Genomic DNA, 16,329 nt, shown 5'->3' with positions numbered 1-16,329 from the left:
CAAGCAATGATGAATACGAACAATACGTGTGACGACAAAAGTTGGGGGATTAGACCCACTAATCAACCCTAACCCATTGAAATAAAACCACCCGCCAAAAACAAGCACCTCAAATATAGTTCTGAAGTGTCGAACTTGGGGTGCAAGAGGCCGTGCGCGCAGGCCAGTTTGATCAACATCCAATCCCTGGCGCCGAATATGACAGAGCCTATTGGCTGCAGCTCAGCGATGCGCCGTCCGATGCCGCACATCTGTTTCGCGACTGGGTGTTCAACACCGCTCAATCGCAGCCATAACCAGCAAGATCGCCGCACAACGACACGCAGCGCCAGCACACCGTGGCGCCCGCATGATGCCTCCTCAATGCGCGTCTCTCGCCTCAGGCGTCTGATGTGAGGGTTGATGTGACGGTGTTCTGAACAGGGCCAGAACATCCTCAGCAATGGCAATCAGAACCGGCACCAGCAAAAGCATCAGCGCGGTGCCGAACAGCTCCCCAAAGGCCAAAGAAATCGCTGCCGGGATCAGATACTGCGCCTGCTCCGAGGTCTCCGTGAGCAGCGGCAACAGGCCGATGACGGTCGTCGCCGTGGTCAGAAAAATCGCCTGGAACCGGCCAATGCCCGCATCATGCAGGGCCTGCGCGACATCAGATCCCTCGCCCCTGGCCTGATTGTAACGGGTGATCATCACCAGACTGTCGTTCACGATCACCCCGGTCAGAGCCAACATGCCGAAGAACGAAAACACCGACAGGCTGACCCCCATGATCATATGCCCGACCGCAGCAGCCACAAATCCAAACGGCACAATGGCCAGGATGACAACAGGTTGCCAATAGCTCTTCAGCGGAACCGCCATCAACACATAGATCAACACAGCAGCAAGCAGCACCGCCCGCTTCAAGCCGTCTTGTATGTCGCCCATTTCCTCCAACTCTCCACCGGACAGGATGGCCACGGTTGGGTATTTCCGGGCCAAGTCTGGCGCCAGTTCGGAAAAGACGGCTTGTGCCACCTCTTCAGGGGCAACCACACCGCGATCTATGCTGGCGCGCACCGTGTTGATGCGTTGGCCATTGCGCCGCTGCACGGCCCCGGCAACATAGCTGCCATCTATTTCAGCAACCACAGACAGCGGCACCCAATTGCCGGTTTGGCTGCGCAGACGGGTTTGCATCAGATCGTCAATCGTATCGCGGCTTGTTGCAGCATTGAGCACAACAACGCGGATCTCGCTGCCATCACGGCGAATACGGCTCACCTCTGCGCCGCCAAAGCCGTATCCGATCTGACGTGCCAGCGTTTCGGCGGTAAATCCGAGATTGCGCGCATCTCCCCGCAGCCGCAATCGCAGTTCTGGCTGCCCACCGGTCAGATCATCGCGGATGTTCGATACACCCTCGATCTGGCGGAGATAGGCCTGCAACTCGTCACTGGCCGCCGCCAGCAGGTCGGTGTCTTTGGATTGCAAGCGCACCTGAAACTCGCCCGCCAGCTGTTCCGTTCCGGTGATCTGAAACTCTGTCGCGCCTTCGACCTCACCAACGCGGGTGCGCCACATGCGGACCACATCCAGGATCGGGACGGTTGGACGATCCAGAACAGGCAGCATTTCCGCATAGATCTGCGCGTTCCCCGCGTTGTTGATCGTTGTGAAAAAGGTTCGGATCGGCAGATCCGCCAGCCCCGCATGCGCCGCAAGTTCTGCGTTTAACCCATGGCCAATCGCTTCGATCCTATCGATGTTCTCCCGGATCAGCGCAAACGGCGCGCGGGCGTCCATCTCCAGATGCACGGTGATGATCTGGCCGGGTACCTCGGGAAAGAAAACAGTCTTGATCTTGCCTTGATACATCAGACCCAAACCAAGCGCCGCAGCCGCAACAAAGGCGATGAACACGGCATAGCGATGGGCGATGGAGGCCACCAACACTGGCTGATAGATCTGGTCGCGAAACCAGAACAATCCACCCCGCGCAGCGTGTTGCACCCGCGCCCAAAGCCGGGTGAGCAGATAGCGGGGTTTGGCATCAACAGACAGATGGGCCAGATGCGAGGGCAGTATGAATTTGCTCTCAATCAGAGAAAAAATCAGCGCAAGAATGACGATACCGGCAAAACTTGCCAGGACCTTGCCGAGTGGATTGTCGATCAGCAGCATCGGGAAAAACGCAGCGATTGTTGTCAGCACGCCAAAGATGGTGGCCACCGCAACCCTGTTGACGCCCTGTTCGGTGCCCTTGATCGGATCGCTGTGCTTGCGCCGCTCCTCAAACACGCTTTCCCCGACGACGACGGCGTCATCGACCAGAATGCCAAGTGCCAGGATCAAACCGAAGGTGGTCACATCATTGAGCGAATAGTTCACCCATTTGGACCCCGCGACTGCCATCGCACCCATGACTGAAATGGGAATGCCCATCGCGACCCAAAAGGCCAATCTGACATTCAAAAACACCGACAGTATCAGGGTCACCAGGATCAATCCCTGCACCCCATTGGAGCGCAACAGCTCGAGCCGATCAGCAATATAACCTGCGCTGTCGCCCCAGACCTCGGCCTCAATCTGTGCAGGCAGTTGAGGTTCAAACGCCTGTACCACACGGCGCACATCACGGCTGACATCCAACAGATTTTCTTTCTGACCGACCAGAACCTCCATCCCGATGGTGGGCTTGCCGTTCAGGCGGAACAGATAGTCTCCCTCCAGAAACCCATCTTCGATGTCAGCCAGATCCGACAGTGGCACATAGGAGCCATCTGCACGCTCGATAATGGGCAAGGCGGCATATTCTGGCGCGTATCTGGCGCGATCATCTGCCCGTAGAAAGATCGTGCCGCCGTCTGTGCGCAAAGCACCCGCTTGAAAAGTCAGCGAGTTCGCCCGGATCGAGTCGCTCACATCCGCGATGGTCAAACCGTACTGCCGCAGCCGTTCAGGGTCGATTTCAATCCGCATCTCCCGCGGAATCAGCCCCCAGATTTTGAGCCGTGACAGCTCCGGTTCCGCCAGCAGGTTCTCCTTCAGCCGCTCTGCGAGGGTCTGCAACGTGGCGGGATCTGCCTCTCCATAGAGATTGACGTAGAGGGCCGGAAAATCGAAACCAGTGGCCTCGATCACCGGCCGTCGCGCGGTGATGGGCAGATCGGTCAGACCATCCACCCGAATGCGCACCCGGTCCAGCACCGCCTGTAGTTTTTCGCCCCCTGCCCGGCGCACGCTCACCACACTCAGCCCGTTCTGTGACTGGGACGAAACGGAGCGCACACCTTCCATCCCCTCCAGCGCCTGCTCGACCTTTTGGGTGATTAATTCGTCCACTTGCTGGGCGGTGGCGTCAGGAAATTCAATCGTGATTTCAACGCTCTCGGGCGGAACCCTCGGAAAGCCCTCGATCCGGATCGACAAAAGCGACTGCACCCCAAGAAACAGGATCAACACCATCAGCAGATTGGCAGCCACAGGATTGCGGATAAACCAAGAGGTTAGCACATGCATCGGTCACTCCTCCGCCATCTGAGGCCGCACCAACTGCCCCGGCAGGAACGAGGCCAGCGGGGTGCGCGCAATCCGCCAGGGGCCCGGCCCATCAGGGGCCGCAAGTGTGAGGCTCTCCTGCGTTCGAAACAGGATCTGAGGTTTGTGTCGCACCAGCAGATCGTCCGCACCCACCATCCAGATCACACCTGCGCGGCTCATCGCTGTTTCGGGAACGGTCAGGGTGTCTGCCATAGGTCGCCCGGCAAATTCCACGCGCAAAAAATCCCCGGCCAACGCATCAAACTGTGGCTGCTTCACCTCCAGATACACCCGCATCTGGCGTGTCGTCGGGTCCAAAAACCCTCCGCCCTGCCGGATATCTGCCACCCCCAAATGGCGGCCATCGCGATGCCAGATGTCCGCCTGGCCGCCTGCAATCGGGTGCTGCAACAGGGACCAGTCTTTCTGGCTCAGCTCCGCGACCAGTTCAAAGTGTTGATCATCCGACAAGGTCAGCAAGGGTTCCCCAATACCAACCGTCTGGCCCAGACTGGCCATCCGTTCGGTCACGAACCCGGCGAAAGGCGCCGTGACCCTCGTGTCATCCAGCTGCTGGCGTGCCGCGGTCAACCGGGCTTGGGCAGAGGCCAATGCGCGCTCGGCAATCCGACGCTCCGGCAGGCGCAACGCCAGTTCATTTGGTGGGGTTTCGCCACTGCGCTCAAATTGCCGCTGCGCAACCGTCACGTCATTTTCGGCCCGCAACAATGCCAGCTTGGCCTCTTGCACGCCCATTTCTGCGGCCGCCACGGCGGCCTCATACGGCACCCGCTCAAGTTCAAAAAGCACAGCGCCAGCCTCAACCCGGGTTCCCGCCAAGGCCGCATCATGCACCTCCACAATGCGTCCCGCCACGGCCGCTCTGATCTCCGTTTTCCAAAGCGGCCGCAGTTCTGCAAAGACCTCAATCCTTGCTGCAGCTGTCTCTCTGGCAACCTCTAGAACGGTCACCGCAGGCGCGGCTGCCGGTTCTGCATTGCGAGCGACATCAATCGTGTCCTCAGTTTCGAACAACACCACAACAACTGCCGCGAGAAGCGCAGCGGACAGGCAAATCCACAGCCAACGGCGCCGCAAGCTCGGGGAGGGTTCAGACATAACGCGTCCTTTCGATCTCCGATGCGAATCGGAGGTTGCCAGTTATTGGTCTCTCGCATATATTATGAACAATCGTTCGTTCAATATATGATTGGGATTTATGACTGACGACGCTCAGAAGCCGCAAGGCAAACGGGAACGCGCAAGCGCGGATCGGCGGTTGAAAATACGTGACGCCGCCATGATGTGCTTTCTGGAATACGGTTTTCACCAAACCGGTGTTCGCGACATCGCAGCGCGGGCGAATGTCAGCCTTGGTAATCTGTACAATCATTTCCCTGGCAAACACGACGTGCTGGTGGAAATCGCAGCCCTGGAGCGCGAAGAACTGGCCCCATTTGTGCGCCAACTCAGCAAAACCGGGCCCGCCGTTCGCCAGTTCGACAAATTTGTGGCAAGCTATGCCAAGTATCTCTCGCGCCCGGAAAACGTGATCCTGACGATTGAAATCTCAAGCGAAGCCATTCGCAAACCTGACCTGGGGCAGCTGTTTGCCGAAAACCGCAGCCACCTGACATCCGCCATCGCCGATCTGCTGCGCCGCGGTCGGGACGCGCAAGCGTTCGACTTTGCAACCGATCCAGAGGATGCAGCACTGATGGTTCTGGAACTGCTGGAAGGCCGCGCCTATCATTGCGTGCTCAACGAAACCAAAATGCGCGCACAGCTGCCGGGATTGCAAATGTTCCTGCACGCCGCCCTGGGTGTGAAATCATAACAATCCGAAATGGCACACGGCCCTGCCAGCGTGATTGGTTAAGCAATTGGTTCGGATGCGGTGGTGCGGGCGGTGGGACTCGAACCCACACGGGGCAACGCCCCAACAGATTTTAAGTCTGGTATGTCTACCATTCCATCACGCCCGCGTGCCACAGGGCTGCTGCCCAGCACGCCATAGACCTAGCGAGAACCAACAGAAGGTACAATCGCTTTTGCAGCTTCTGTTTGCAAAAGAGGTCCTGCGGCCCTGATCGGTGCGATGATATAAACCCGCGCGCAGGAATTGGGGCAGTCGGACAGGCGGTCGGACAGGCGGTCGGTGCGCAGCTCCGTTACAGATCCGTACCCTCCGCCTCCGGTTGGGGACGCGCCGGAACTAAAGGACCTCCGGGCGCGCGCAGATGGCGTTCCGGCAGCCAGGGATTGAACGCAAGCGCCGTATCCAAAGCCTCTACCGCCTCAGTGACGCGCCCCAACCCCAAGAGCGACAAGGCCCGACCACTCATCGCTGCGACATGAGAGGGCGACAACGCAAGCGCACGGTCAAGATCCAGCAACGCCGCTGCAAAATCCTGTCGCAGGTAGTTCACGAATGCCCGCTGATTATACCCCTCCGCATAGTTCGGACAGTAATCCACCAAACGGTCAAAGGCATCCAATGCCCCGATAAAATCAAATGACGCCCGACGCGACATGCCGCGATCCAACAGGGCCTGTGCCTGTTCATTCGGCGCATCCGCCCATAGCGCCCAGAGATCATTGGACAGCTTTTGAGCCTCCGCTTCGTTCGGTGCGGCCTGCAACTGCGAAATCAGGCGCTCCACCGCTGCACTGTGGTCTTTGGGCGCGGGACAGACCTGCGCGCCGCCTGCATCAGATTGCTGGGCCTGAGCCGGTGCAGCAAGCGTAACAGCGGCACCTAGACAAAGGCGCATCAGGCTGCCGCGGAAAAGACTACCGCAGAAACCCAGCGATAAACGCTCCGCTCGTTTGCGATGCAAGGATAACATCATCGATCTGAGTGTCATAGGTCTGAGGCGGTGCGGTGCTGGGTGTCTCATGACTTAACAGTGGTGCAACGGCCGGACAGAGCAAGTCACGATTTCGCGCGGCAACATCCAAACCAGACCGCCCTCCTTGCCGCATCGGCTGGCGGGACAGCACAGCAGCGCGCTGCCGGATGGACCGGACCGTGCATCAACCCGCCCGCTTTCGTCGAATTGTCCCAGCCCCTGATTTGCCACTTGACGCTGGAGGGGAACAGGATCAGCGTCTGCCCATGTTTCCGATCAGAGACCACAACCCGTCCGGCCGCACACCCTATGTCGTCTACACTCTGATGGCGGCCAATATCGCCATCTACACGCTGGTGTTTTTTGGCTACGACAACCCGCGCAACCTGCAGGCGCTCTACAATGCCTATGCATTGCTGCCTGCCGAAATTGTGGCCGGGTATGATCTCAAGACATTGATCACCTCCACTTTCCTGCACGGGGGATGGATGCACCTTGGGGGCAATATGCTGTTCCTGTGGATCTTCGGCGATAACATGGAAGATGAAATGGGGCATCTGCCCTTCCTCGGCTTCTACCTATTGTCGGGGATTGGTGCGGGGCTGATCCATATTGTCAGCGCGCCAGACTCTCTCGTGCCCCTGGTTGGGGCATCCGGCGCGATTGCTGGGGTGATGGGTGGGTATCTGCTGATGTTTCCCAAGGCTCGGGTCGACATCCTGTTGATCCTAGTGGTGTTTTTCAGAGTGTTTTCGATCCCGGCCTTCATCATGCTGCTGGTCTGGCTTGGCATGCAATTTCTGGGCGGGTTCGGCTCTGATCCTGATCAGGGCGGTGTCGCCTATTGGGCCCATGCAGGCGGCTTTGCCGTTGGGTTGGTGCTGACCATTCCGCTGTGGCTCAAACGTGGGGGACCTGCCTTCTGGAACCGGACCAAAGGCCAGCCACCTCATCCCGAAACCAACTATGTCTATTCAGCCAGCCGGATCCCGAAACTGCCCCGCAAGAAGCCAACTCCCGGCCCGTGGAGCAAGTGACAAAGATCAAAACAGGGAAGCCCAGCTGGCACACACGATCAAAGTGAGAGCCCCATGCCCCAAATGACAGCCACATGCCACTGCGGCGCCGTTGAAATCGAAGCGGACTTCCCAGACGGCCTTGCCTCTGCGACACGCTGTGACTGTTCGTTCTGTCGTCGCCGTGGAGCCGCAGCTGTCACCGCCATTGCCGCCAGTCTAAGAGTACTGAAAGGGGCGGAGAACCTTAGTCTCTACACCTGGGGAACGCATACGGCGAAACACTATTTCTGCAAGACCTGCGGCATCTACACCCATCATCAGCGCAGGTCTGATCCCAAAGAATGTGGTGTTAATCTGGGCTGCATTGCAGACGCCAATCCCCGCACCCACCCGGATCGCTACGGCGAGATCCCTTGGCACGACGGCGTCAATCACCCGTCTGACCGGGCCTAACGCAACGCACAGAATGGCCAAATGCGCAACGGGACCGACCAAGACCAGCCACCGTCCCAACGCTCCGCCAAAACAAAAAAACGCGACCAATTGGCCGCGTTTTGTCATGTCATCCGATCAAAAAGCAGATCAGCCGCGGATCACCTTGGAGAAGTTCTCAAAGATCGGCTCGTTCGAACAAATCACATCGCCCGCTTCAACGATATTGGCTTCAGGATCCATGGCTTCGATCAAGCCACCCGCTTCTTGCACGATGATGACACCAGCGGCCAAATCCCAAGCGTTCAGGCGACGTTCCCAATAACCTTCGTAGCGGCCAGCAGCGACATAGGCCATATCCAGCGCCGCAGAGCCCCATCGGCGCACGCCCGCGCAGGCAGGCATCAACCGCGCCAGATCCTGCAGCGTGGCAGGCAGATCAGAGCGGCCAGCAAATGGCAGACCTGTCGCAAAGACCGATTCAATCAGACGGTTCCGGCCCGACACCCGAATACGGGTATCGTTCATCCAGGCCCCTGCCCCTTTTTCGGCAAAGAACATCTCATCTTTGGCCGCGTCGTAAACAACCCCAGCCACCACTTTGCCGCGGTGCTCCAGCGCGATGGAAATGGCCCAATGTGGCAGACCGTGCAGGAAGTTGGTTGTGCCATCCAACGGATCGACGATCCAACGGCGGGTCGGGTCCTCGCCCTCTTCCGCGCCGCCCTCTTCAGCCAACCAGCCATAGTTCGGACGCGCTGTCATCAGCTCGTCCTTCAGGATCTTTTCCGCTGCGATATCGGCCTTGGACACAAAATCGCCTGCGCCTTTTCTCGACACCTGCAGGTTTTCAACTTCACGAAAATCCTTGACCAAGGAGCGCCCCGCTTTGCGGGCGGCTTTGATCATGATGTTGAGATTTGCGCTGCCAATCATACGAAAGACTCCTGTGCACCAAAGGGGGAGATGTCGGTCAAACCGTGCCTATACGCCCCTCTTTCGCAGTTGCCAAGGGCCAATCAGGCCGCAAAGCGCCTGTATGCGCCACAGCGCCCCGGCCGCCACCACACCGCGCCAAAGCCCACGCCCAGCAAAACGGATGCCGCTCAGCTACTGTTGCTGCAGGCGACGCGCTTCGACCTTGGCCAGTCGGATCAGCTCCTGCATGTAGGGTTTGTCCCGATCCTCCGAACGGATCGCTGCATAAAGCCGACGGGTCACCCCCTTCGAGGTCAGCGGACGGGTCACATAATCAGAGGAATATTTGACCTCCCGCACCACCCAATCCGGCAGCACAGAAACGCCGCGGTTTGACGCCACCAACAACAGGATCACCGCCGTCAACTCCACCTGGCGGATGCGCGCAGGCTCCACCCCCGCGGGGATCAACAGCTGATTGAAGATATCCAGCCGGGTTTTGTCGACCGGATAGGTGATCAACGTCTGACCCACAAAATCTGCCGCATCGACAAAGGCTTTTTCCGCAAGCGGATGCTGGGCCGAGGCCACAAAGACTGGTTTGTAGTCAAAGAGTTCGATGAAATCGATGCCCGGCAGATCCTCAGGGTCGGAGGAGATCACCAGATCAACCTCTTCCTTCTGCAAAGCGGGCAAGGCGTCAAACGCCAGACCCGGACGAATATCAACATCCACATCTGCCCAGTTCTTGCGCAACCCTTCCAGCACCGGGAACAACCATTCAAAACAGGCATGGCATTCAATCGCGATATACATGCGCCCGGTGTTGCCATCGCGCAGCGCCGAAAACTCCGCCTGCATCGCTTCGACCTGCGGCAGCACCTGATCTGCCAGTCTCAACAATCGCAATCCCGCCGCCGAAAGCTTCATCGGTTTTGAACGCCGCAGAAACAGCTCAACGCCCGCCTGATCCTCTAACCCTTTGATCTGATGGCTCAACGCGCTCTGCGTGATGTTCAACAGATCCGCCGCACGGGCCAAACCGCCCTCCTGATGGATCGCCTTGATGGTGCGAAGATGTCGGAATTCGATGTGCATCTGTCGTTTGGCTCATGTTGTTCTTGAGAATTATGAAATTGTTTCACATTCCCTGCTGTGCCACAAGAGACGAAATCATGTGGAGCGCTTGAATGACGACCCCTGACATCTCTTTCGAATTCTTCCCCCCGCAAACACTGGCGGCCTCTTTCCGGCTTTGGGACACTGTGCAAACCCTTGCGCCACTGGATCCGCGGTTTGTGTCTGTAACCTACGGCGCTGGCGGCACCACCCGCGATCTCACGCGGGAGGCTGTGGCGACACTGCACAAATCGTCCGGCTTGCGCGTCGCCGCGCATCTGACCTGCGTGAATGCCACCCGAGCCGAAACCATGGAAATCGCAGACCAGTTTGCCGCAGCCGGGGTGCGCGAAATCGTTGCCTTGCGGGGCGATCCCCCCAAAGGCACCGGCGCGTTCAAAGCCCATCCGGATGGTTTCGCCACATCGATCGATCTGATTTCTGCCCTGGCCCAGCGCAACCAGTTCTCCATCCGCGTCGGCGCCTACCCGGATCGCCACCCAGAAGCGGCCAGCACCAATGCCGATATCGATTGGCTGAAAAGCAAATTGGACGCGGGCGCGGATGAGGCGCTGACCCAGTTTTTCTTTGAGGCCGAAACCTTCTTCCGGTTCCGCGATGCCTGCGCCAAGGCAGGTATCGACGCAGAACGGATCACACCCGGGATCCTGCCCATCGAAAACTGGGCTGGCGCACGCAACTTCGCCAAACGCTGCGGCACCAAGATCCCCACCTGGGTCGAAGATGCCTTTGACAAAGCGGCGCGCGACAACCGCGAGGATCTGCTGGCGACCGCGCTGTGCACCGAGCTTTGCAGCGATCTGATGGAGGGCGGTGTTGAAAAACTGCATTTCTACACGCTGAACCGTCCCGAACTGACCCGAGATGTCTGCTTTGCGCTGGGTGTCACCCCCAAGGTCCGGCTGGAGAACGTAGCGTAGCGCTTGCTCAACCGATGTGCTGTGCCTAGCCTTTGATCAACAGGTCCCACATGCCGGGATCTGCGAAAATCACTTGGGTTTGCACAACACGACAAGGATGGCGAGATGACTACACCGGCGCCGCACCCCACCCTACCCCGCTATCAGCGTCCTGCGCATATGCAGATTGCATCTGGCCCGCTGGACTTGCTGCGGATGGAGGATATCGCCAGCATTTCCGGCCTGGAGTTCATGGAGGGGATCCTGACAGGCCGTCTGCCCGGACCTCCCATCGGGGAAACCCTCGGCTATCACCTGCACAGTGTGGAGGTCGGTAAGGTCGTGTTTCGTGGCTGCCCTGAATTCGATGTCACCAACCCGATGGGCACCGTCCATGGCGGCTGGTACGGGACGCTGCTGGACAGTGCGATGGCCTGCGCCGTGATGACCCGCGTCCCCAAGGGCTCGGTCTACACCACATTGGAATACAAGATTAACATCCTGCGCTCGATCCCGCTTGGCACGCTGATCGACTGCACTGGCACCATCGATCATGTCGGACGCTCCACCGGTGTCGCCCACGGCGAATTGCGCGGCGTTGACGATGGCCGCCTCTACGCCACCGGCTCGACCACCTGCATCGTGATGAAGGTCGCAGCTGACTGATCGTCGCCCCAGACGCAAGCCGCTTTGGCCAAAGCTAAACAGACACCTGCAATGGCCCGCACTTGCAATCGCCCGCACTTGCGATGGCCCGTTCAAGCCAGCGCTTTGCCCATCCTGCGCAGGCTCTGCCGCTTATGCCCCATCTCAACTTCGCCACGCAGCCCCGTGTCGCGGAAGCCTTCACGTTGCCAAAACGCCCGTGCGCGCGGATTTTCGTCCAAAACCGCGAGATAGAGGTGATCCGCGCCCCGATCCTGCGCGCGGGCCTCGACCTCCCGCAGAAAGGTCACGCCATGCCCAGCGCCCCGCGCCCATGGCCCCAACATCATGAAACCGAGATAGGCATCCTGCGGGTCAGGAAATCCAAATGACACCTCTGCCAGGCCGGACAGCCGCGCACCTAAGAACAGGCCCAGCCGATATGACACTGATGGATCACACCCAGGTGGGCCATCGATGAAAAAGGCAGCGGCCTTTGCCATGTCGGGCGCGCGCCCCTCCGCCAGCAGCCAATAGTCCGGCGCCTCCCGGTAGAACTGCGCGACCAAATCCAAATCAGCAATAGGCGACAGGTCGCGAATACGAATATCTGGATGTGTCTGCACGGCTGATCCCCCAGACCTAGGCCAAGAAACGCGTAACCCGAGGGCTGTGTCTTTTGGTTGGCGACGCTATGTTCGCAACACTACGGTCGCGGTGTCACGATCAGGATATCACAGTCGAGATAAGGCCGACTGCCAATCTGCGAGTTTCTTTTCGCTGGAGTTGGCACCGACACTGCTGTGCAGCCGTTCGCTATTGTCCAGTCCAACACGTCGATCCCCGCGCAGCAGGAAAATCTTGCCCCAGCTGCGCCAGGTCCCGACCGAAGGTGCCGCAGGATCCACGGTGTAGCGCATCCGCCAATTGGGCGGCAGCGGCAGGCCGCAGTACTCTGCGCGTTCCAGCATCCAGACCAGCGAAATATTGGCCATTGGGCGGGCCTCTTCAAATCCACCAAGCTGCCCGCCGACATCCCCGTGGCTGCCACGGAACCAAACCTGTTCCACCTTGCCATCATGGCCTTCGGGGCATTCCCACAAGACCGGCGTGAAAACCTGGCGTGTCTCATCCAGGGCCAAGGCGTGATAGCCGTGTTTCACCTGCTGCCCAAGTTGATGGTTGTGGAACCCATGGCGCCGCTCCGCCCAGCGCCAAAACAAGGGCAACCGCAGGCCAAGGGCCTTCACCGTGTCCCAGACACCGACCATTTCAATGGCCACATCGCTGTGACAGTGATGGTCGACAAATCGTTTCAGCGACAGGCCGGATATGGCCGGTTGGGTTTGTGCCCCCTGGGCATCTGCCATATTGCTGTCGGGCGGCGGCACAACCGCGCTGGCCGCATTGCATTGATAGTAGCGATAGGCGGTGCGGATGTTGCGCACGGTGGCATGTTCAGCGCGCAGCAATCCCACCTCATCGATCACCCCGGCAAGCGAGCGCACGGCGTAGGCCCCGCGGGAATACCCCATCAGAAAGATGCGATCCCCGGGGCGGTAGCGCGAGGCAAGATAGCCGTAGGCGCGGCGAATTTGGCGGTTGATGCCGCGCCCCAGCATAACATCCAACGTGGTGCGCCAACTGTCCCACTGAATGCCCGCCTCATAAAAGACGGACACCCGCGGCCCCATTTCCTGACACAGGCGATAAACCTGCCCCGCGTGGGTTTCATGGCCGGGATCCAGCGTCGACATGGTCCCATCAAGAATGATCACATGGGCCACAGGCCCGCGCAGCTTGCTCTCGGCAGAATGCTCGGATTGCAATGGCCGTCCAAGCCATCCGATAATGCGTTTACTCAGCTGCGTTAGCGACATTCCTCAATACTTCCCATAACCTCTGTGGCGTATACGGCATCTCGACCTGTCGAATGCCGCGCGCCCAAACCGCGTCTTGAACCGCATTGGCAACGGCAGCCAGCGCCCCCACCGTGCCCGCTTCGCCGCAGCCTTTCATGCCCATCGGGTTCTGCGTCGACGGCACCGGGGCAAACCCCAAATCAATCATCGGCACATCGCCCGCACGCGGCAAGGCATAGTCCATGAACGATGCCGTGAGCAGCTGGCCATCCTGATCGTAGACAACGCGCTCCATCAGCGCCTGTCCGACCCCTTGAACCACCCCACCGTGCACTTGACCTTCGGCGAGCAAGGGATTGATCAGATTGCCAAAATCATCAACCACCGTGTAGCGATCAATCGAGCTTTCACCAGTTTCGGGATCGATCACGATTTCGGCAACATGTGCGCCATTTGGAAAGGACCGTCCCGGCAACTTGGAGCGCGCCGAATGCCGCAGCAGGTCACTGCGCCCTTTTTCGCGGGCCAGGTCTGCGGCTTTGACCAGCGTGGGGCGCTGGTTGCTGCCCGGCGCGCTGAAACGCTCTGCATCAAAGCGGACGCTGGCGGCATCCACCCCCATTTCGTCCGCAAGGAAGGGGGTAAACGCCTCTACCATCACATCAACGGTGGCAAGTGTTGCGGCGGCCTGCGTCGTCACCGAGCGCGAGCCCCCCGTGCCACCGCCCTGAGCGATCCGGTCACTATCGCCTTGCACCACCGTGATATCTTCTGCGGGAATGCCGGTCTGATCCGCCAGAAACTGCGCATAGACGGTTTCGTGACCCTGTCCGTTGCTTTGCGTTCCGACATAGATGCTCACCCGGCCCTGCTCCTCAAAGGCGACTTCTGCGCTTTCTGAAGGATCACCCAAAATACTTTCAATATAGTAACACAGCCCAAGACCGCGCAGTTTTCCATTTGCCGCATCCGCTGCCTTGCGGTCGGCGAACCCAGCGATATCCGCAGCACGGGCTGTCTGGTCCAACAGGGTATGGAAATCACCCACATCGTAGGTTTCATCGGTGGCCGTGTGATACGGAAACTGATCCGCCCGAATGAAATTGCGGCGACGCAGCTCCCAAGGGTCAACGCCCAATTCCCGCGCCGCCTGGTCCATCACCCGTTCCAGCACATAAATGGCTTCGGGGCGGCCTGCACCACGATAGGCATCGACCTGAACGGTGTTGGTGTAGATGCCTTCGACCCGCAGCCACGTGGTTTGGATATCGTAAACACCTGCAAGAACCCGGCTGAACAGCTGGGTCTGGATCGGCTGGCCGAAATGCGCATTGTAGGCACCCAGGTTGCACTGTGTTTGGACGCGGTAGCCCGTGATCCGCAGATCCGCATCAAACGCCAGCTCTGCCAGTGATGTTAGATCCCGCCCGCCATTGTCGCTGAGCATAGCCTCGGTGCGATCCGACACCCAGATAACCGGACGCCCCAAGGCGCGCGCCGCTTGTGCGACGACGAAATATTCAGGGTACGGCATCGCTTTCATGCCAAATCCGCCGCCAACATCCGGTGTGGTGACCTGCACGGCCTCCGCATCAAGACCCATTTTGTCGACCAACTGACGTTTCATCGCCCAAACGCCCTGCCCCCCATAGGTGAAGTGCAGGCGCCCATCCCGCCAATCAGCAAAACAACCGCGCGGCTCCATTGTGTTGACGATGATCCGGTTGTCTTCGACCTGCAGGGAAACCCGGTGCGCAGCGGCGGCAAAGGCAGCTTCTGTCGCAGCCTCATCCCCGAGCCCCCAGTCAAAGGCGCGATTTTGCGGCGCCTCTGCATGCAAGGGCGCGCCACCAACCGCCAGATCGGTCTTGGCGGGCAGCGTGTCGAAATCCAGGTCAATCAGCTCTGCCGCGTCCTGCGCCTGGACCAGACTGTCAGCGACGATCACGGCAATCGGCTCACCCACATATCGGACACGATCGCGTGCCAGCATCGGCCGTTCGGGGCCCGCCGCATCGCTGCCGTCGCGATTTTTGACGCGCGCACCGTCCATGCCGACGCTCATGTCGGCAGCCTCCAGATCGGCAAGCGTCAGCACCAGATGCACGCCATCGGCCTGCGCCGCTGCCTGCACATCCAGCTGGGTGATCACACCATGGGCAACCGGGCTGCGCAGCACAAAAGCCCGCAGCGCACCCTCAGGTGCCACATCTTCGAGGTAGCGCCCCGTTCCGGTCAGGAACCTGACATCTTCAACCCGTTTGACCGGTTGGCTTTTGCCGAATTTTTCCATTGTCGCACCTGTTCTGAGGGCGCCAAGCGGAGGGGGCCGCCGCCTGGACATCACCGCTGTTGCACCAGCCGGATCGCGCGACCTGTCTTGCCTGCCATCCGGTTGGTTGATCAGCTTGCGACAGTAGCCTTAGCGCGGCGCTTGTCCAGACGGCTCGCTCCCGGACAGTTCAATCACTGTCGCAACGTCAGACAGGCCGTAGCCGTTGAACTGCGTGCTCATAGCAGAGGAATAGGCGCCGAGGCCCGGAAACAGAACATAGTCGCCAATCTCCGCATCACACGGCAACGGCAACCCGTCGGGCAAGCGGTCCAGACTGTCACAGGTCGGGCCAAACACCACCCGCGGCTGGCGATTGCCCTGCCGCCAGGTGCCATTGGCGGCCACTACACCGACCCGACCTGGCAGGCCCATATCGCGGATATCAACCAAACCGCCGTAAATGCCATCGTTCAAAAACACCACGTCGCCCGCTTTGCGCAAGCCTTTGATCCGCGCTGCGAGGGTGAAGCTCTCCGATACCATGGCGCGCCCCGGCTCGCAGATCAAAACCGGGCGATCGGCACCAAAGGCTGCGGTCACCGCCCCATCTATGGCAGTGAACACCCGCTCTAGGTGTGAGCTTTCAACAGGTTGTCCATTCGATCCAGACCGAGTTGGTTGGAGTTACCAAGCACCAACCCTATTCGGAGGGATCGAATGAACATTCACAGCAATGCCAGACTGACACCTTTGGGTCGAGCGCGA

At 59.5% G+C, this 16,329-nt stretch carries 13 protein-coding genes, 1 tRNA gene and 1 pseudogene; 5 read left to right on the top strand and 10 right to left on the bottom strand.

Going from position 1 to position 16,329, the window contains the following annotated elements; translation table 11 throughout:
* Window positions 1-360 precede the first annotated feature (360 nt).
* Together Q0C28_RS11435 and Q0C28_RS11430 are read right to left on the bottom strand one after the other, a co-directional pair.
* Entirely contained in the window at window positions 361-3,501 is a 3,141-nt protein-coding gene (locus Q0C28_RS11435; protein ID WP_293575877.1) for an efflux RND transporter permease subunit, read from the bottom strand.
* A gap of 3 nt (window positions 3,502-3,504) precedes the next feature.
* Entirely contained in the window at window positions 3,505-4,641 is a 1,137-nt protein-coding gene (locus tag Q0C28_RS11430) for an efflux RND transporter periplasmic adaptor subunit (protein ID WP_293575875.1), read from the bottom strand.
* A 100-nt stretch (window positions 4,642-4,741) separates the two neighbouring features.
* Between Q0C28_RS11430 and Q0C28_RS11425 the strand changes: the two genes are divergently transcribed.
* A complete protein-coding gene (locus Q0C28_RS11425; protein ID WP_293575873.1) occupies window positions 4,742-5,359 on the top strand; it encodes a TetR/AcrR family transcriptional regulator in 618 nt (205 codons plus the stop codon).
* A gap of 61 nt (window positions 5,360-5,420) precedes the next feature.
* On the opposite strand, the gene Q0C28_RS11420 is transcribed toward Q0C28_RS11425, so the two are convergent.
* Both Q0C28_RS11420 and Q0C28_RS11415 read right to left on the bottom strand, forming a co-directional pair.
* Window positions 5,421-5,507 (bottom strand) — tRNA-Leu (locus tag Q0C28_RS11420).
* A 186-nt stretch (window positions 5,508-5,693) separates the two neighbouring features.
* A complete protein-coding gene (locus tag Q0C28_RS11415) occupies window positions 5,694-6,296 on the bottom strand; it encodes a tetratricopeptide repeat protein (protein WP_293575871.1) in 603 nt (200 codons plus the stop codon).
* 344 nt (window positions 6,297-6,640) lie between these two features.
* Between Q0C28_RS11415 and Q0C28_RS11410 the strand changes: the two genes are divergently transcribed.
* Both Q0C28_RS11410 and Q0C28_RS11405 read left to right on the top strand, forming a co-directional pair.
* The gene (locus Q0C28_RS11410; RefSeq protein WP_293575870.1) at window positions 6,641-7,411 is read left to right on the top strand and encodes a rhomboid family intramembrane serine protease; all 771 of its coding nucleotides are present in this window, start codon (window positions 6,641-6,643) and stop codon (window positions 7,409-7,411) included.
* Window positions 7,412-7,465: 54 nt separating this feature from the next.
* Window positions 7,466-7,846, top strand: a complete 381-nt coding sequence (locus Q0C28_RS11405) for a GFA family protein (protein ID WP_293575869.1) — start codon at window positions 7,466-7,468, stop codon at window positions 7,844-7,846.
* Between the two features lie 129 nt (window positions 7,847-7,975).
* Here the strand turns inward: Q0C28_RS11405 and Q0C28_RS11400 are convergent, their stop codons facing one another.
* Window positions 7,976-8,761 (bottom strand): inositol monophosphatase family protein, encoded by a 786-nt coding sequence (locus Q0C28_RS11400; protein ID WP_293575868.1) that lies wholly within the window; start codon window positions 8,759-8,761, stop codon window positions 7,976-7,978.
* A 174-nt stretch (window positions 8,762-8,935) separates the two neighbouring features.
* The gene (locus tag Q0C28_RS11395) at window positions 8,936-9,841 is read right to left on the bottom strand and encodes a LysR family transcriptional regulator (RefSeq protein ID WP_293575866.1); all 906 of its coding nucleotides are present in this window, start codon (window positions 9,839-9,841) and stop codon (window positions 8,936-8,938) included.
* 92 nt (window positions 9,842-9,933) lie between these two features.
* Here Q0C28_RS11395 and metF point away from each other — a divergent pair, with 92 nt between their 5' ends.
* Both metF and Q0C28_RS11385 read left to right on the top strand, forming a co-directional pair.
* Window positions 9,934-10,803, top strand: a complete 870-nt coding sequence (gene metF / locus Q0C28_RS11390) for a methylenetetrahydrofolate reductase [NAD(P)H] (RefSeq protein WP_293575865.1) — start codon at window positions 9,934-9,936, stop codon at window positions 10,801-10,803.
* Between the two features lie 159 nt (window positions 10,804-10,962).
* A complete protein-coding gene (locus tag Q0C28_RS11385; protein WP_293575878.1) occupies window positions 10,963-11,448 on the top strand; it encodes a PaaI family thioesterase in 486 nt (161 codons plus the stop codon).
* 92 nt (window positions 11,449-11,540) lie between these two features.
* On the opposite strand, the gene Q0C28_RS11380 is transcribed toward Q0C28_RS11385, so the two are convergent.
* From Q0C28_RS11380 to Q0C28_RS11365, 4 genes and pseudogenes are all read right to left on the bottom strand, one after another.
* Window positions 11,541-12,053 carry a GNAT family N-acetyltransferase gene (locus Q0C28_RS11380; protein ID WP_293575863.1) on the bottom strand — a complete coding sequence of 171 codons (513 nt, stop codon included), beginning with the start codon at window positions 12,051-12,053 and terminating at the stop codon, window positions 11,541-11,543.
* 108 nt (window positions 12,054-12,161) lie between these two features.
* Complete coding sequence (locus Q0C28_RS11375; protein WP_293575861.1) at window positions 12,162-13,307, bottom strand: DUF2235 domain-containing protein; 1,146 nt, start codon at window positions 13,305-13,307, stop codon at window positions 12,162-12,164.
* Window positions 13,285-15,582 carry a xanthine dehydrogenase family protein molybdopterin-binding subunit gene (locus Q0C28_RS11370; protein ID WP_293575859.1) on the bottom strand — a complete coding sequence of 766 codons (2,298 nt, stop codon included), beginning with the start codon at window positions 15,580-15,582 and terminating at the stop codon, window positions 13,285-13,287. The genes Q0C28_RS11375 and Q0C28_RS11370 overlap by 23 nt, the downstream gene beginning before the upstream one ends.
* A gap of 129 nt (window positions 15,583-15,711) precedes the next feature.
* A pseudogene (locus Q0C28_RS11365) lies at window positions 15,712-16,197 on the bottom strand (type III PLP-dependent enzyme); the annotation flags it as partial.
* Window positions 16,198-16,329 lie beyond the last annotated feature (132 nt).

Source organism: Phaeobacter sp., from assembly GCF_022825805.1.
Classification (GTDB): domain Bacteria; phylum Pseudomonadota; class Alphaproteobacteria; order Rhodobacterales; family Rhodobacteraceae; genus Phaeobacter.
This window is presented reverse-complemented; position numbering and strand designations above follow the sequence as displayed.

Bases quoted from the DNA above. Each gene is read 5' to 3' on its own strand.
- Q0C28_RS11435 (WP_293575877.1), bottom strand. From the start codon at position 3,501: ATGCATGTGCTAACCTCTTGGTTTATCCGCAATCCTGTGGCTGCCAAT.
- Q0C28_RS11430 (WP_293575875.1), bottom strand. From the start codon at position 4,641: ATGTCTGAACCCTCCCCGAGCTTGCGGCGCCGTTGGCTGTGGATTTGC.
- Q0C28_RS11425 (WP_293575873.1), top strand. From the start codon at position 4,742: ATGACTGACGACGCTCAGAAGCCGCAAGGCAAACGGGAACGCGCAAGC.
- Q0C28_RS11415 (WP_293575871.1), bottom strand. From the start codon at position 6,296: ATGCGCCTTTGTCTAGGTGCCGCTGTTACGCTTGCTGCACCGGCTCAG.
- Q0C28_RS11410 (WP_293575870.1), top strand. From the start codon at position 6,641: ATGTTTCCGATCAGAGACCACAACCCGTCCGGCCGCACACCCTATGTC.
- Q0C28_RS11405 (WP_293575869.1), top strand. From the start codon at position 7,466: ATGCCCCAAATGACAGCCACATGCCACTGCGGCGCCGTTGAAATCGAA.
- Q0C28_RS11400 (WP_293575868.1), bottom strand. From the start codon at position 8,761: ATGATTGGCAGCGCAAATCTCAACATCATGATCAAAGCCGCCCGCAAA.
- Q0C28_RS11395 (WP_293575866.1), bottom strand. From the start codon at position 9,841: ATGCACATCGAATTCCGACATCTTCGCACCATCAAGGCGATCCATCAG.
- metF (WP_293575865.1), top strand. From the start codon at position 9,934: ATGACGACCCCTGACATCTCTTTCGAATTCTTCCCCCCGCAAACACTG.
- Q0C28_RS11385 (WP_293575878.1), top strand. From the start codon at position 10,963: ATGCAGATTGCATCTGGCCCGCTGGACTTGCTGCGGATGGAGGATATC.
- Q0C28_RS11375 (WP_293575861.1), bottom strand. From the start codon at position 13,307: ATGTCGCTAACGCAGCTGAGTAAACGCATTATCGGATGGCTTGGACGG.
- Q0C28_RS11370 (WP_293575859.1), bottom strand. From the start codon at position 15,582: ATGGAAAAATTCGGCAAAAGCCAACCGGTCAAACGGGTTGAAGATGTC.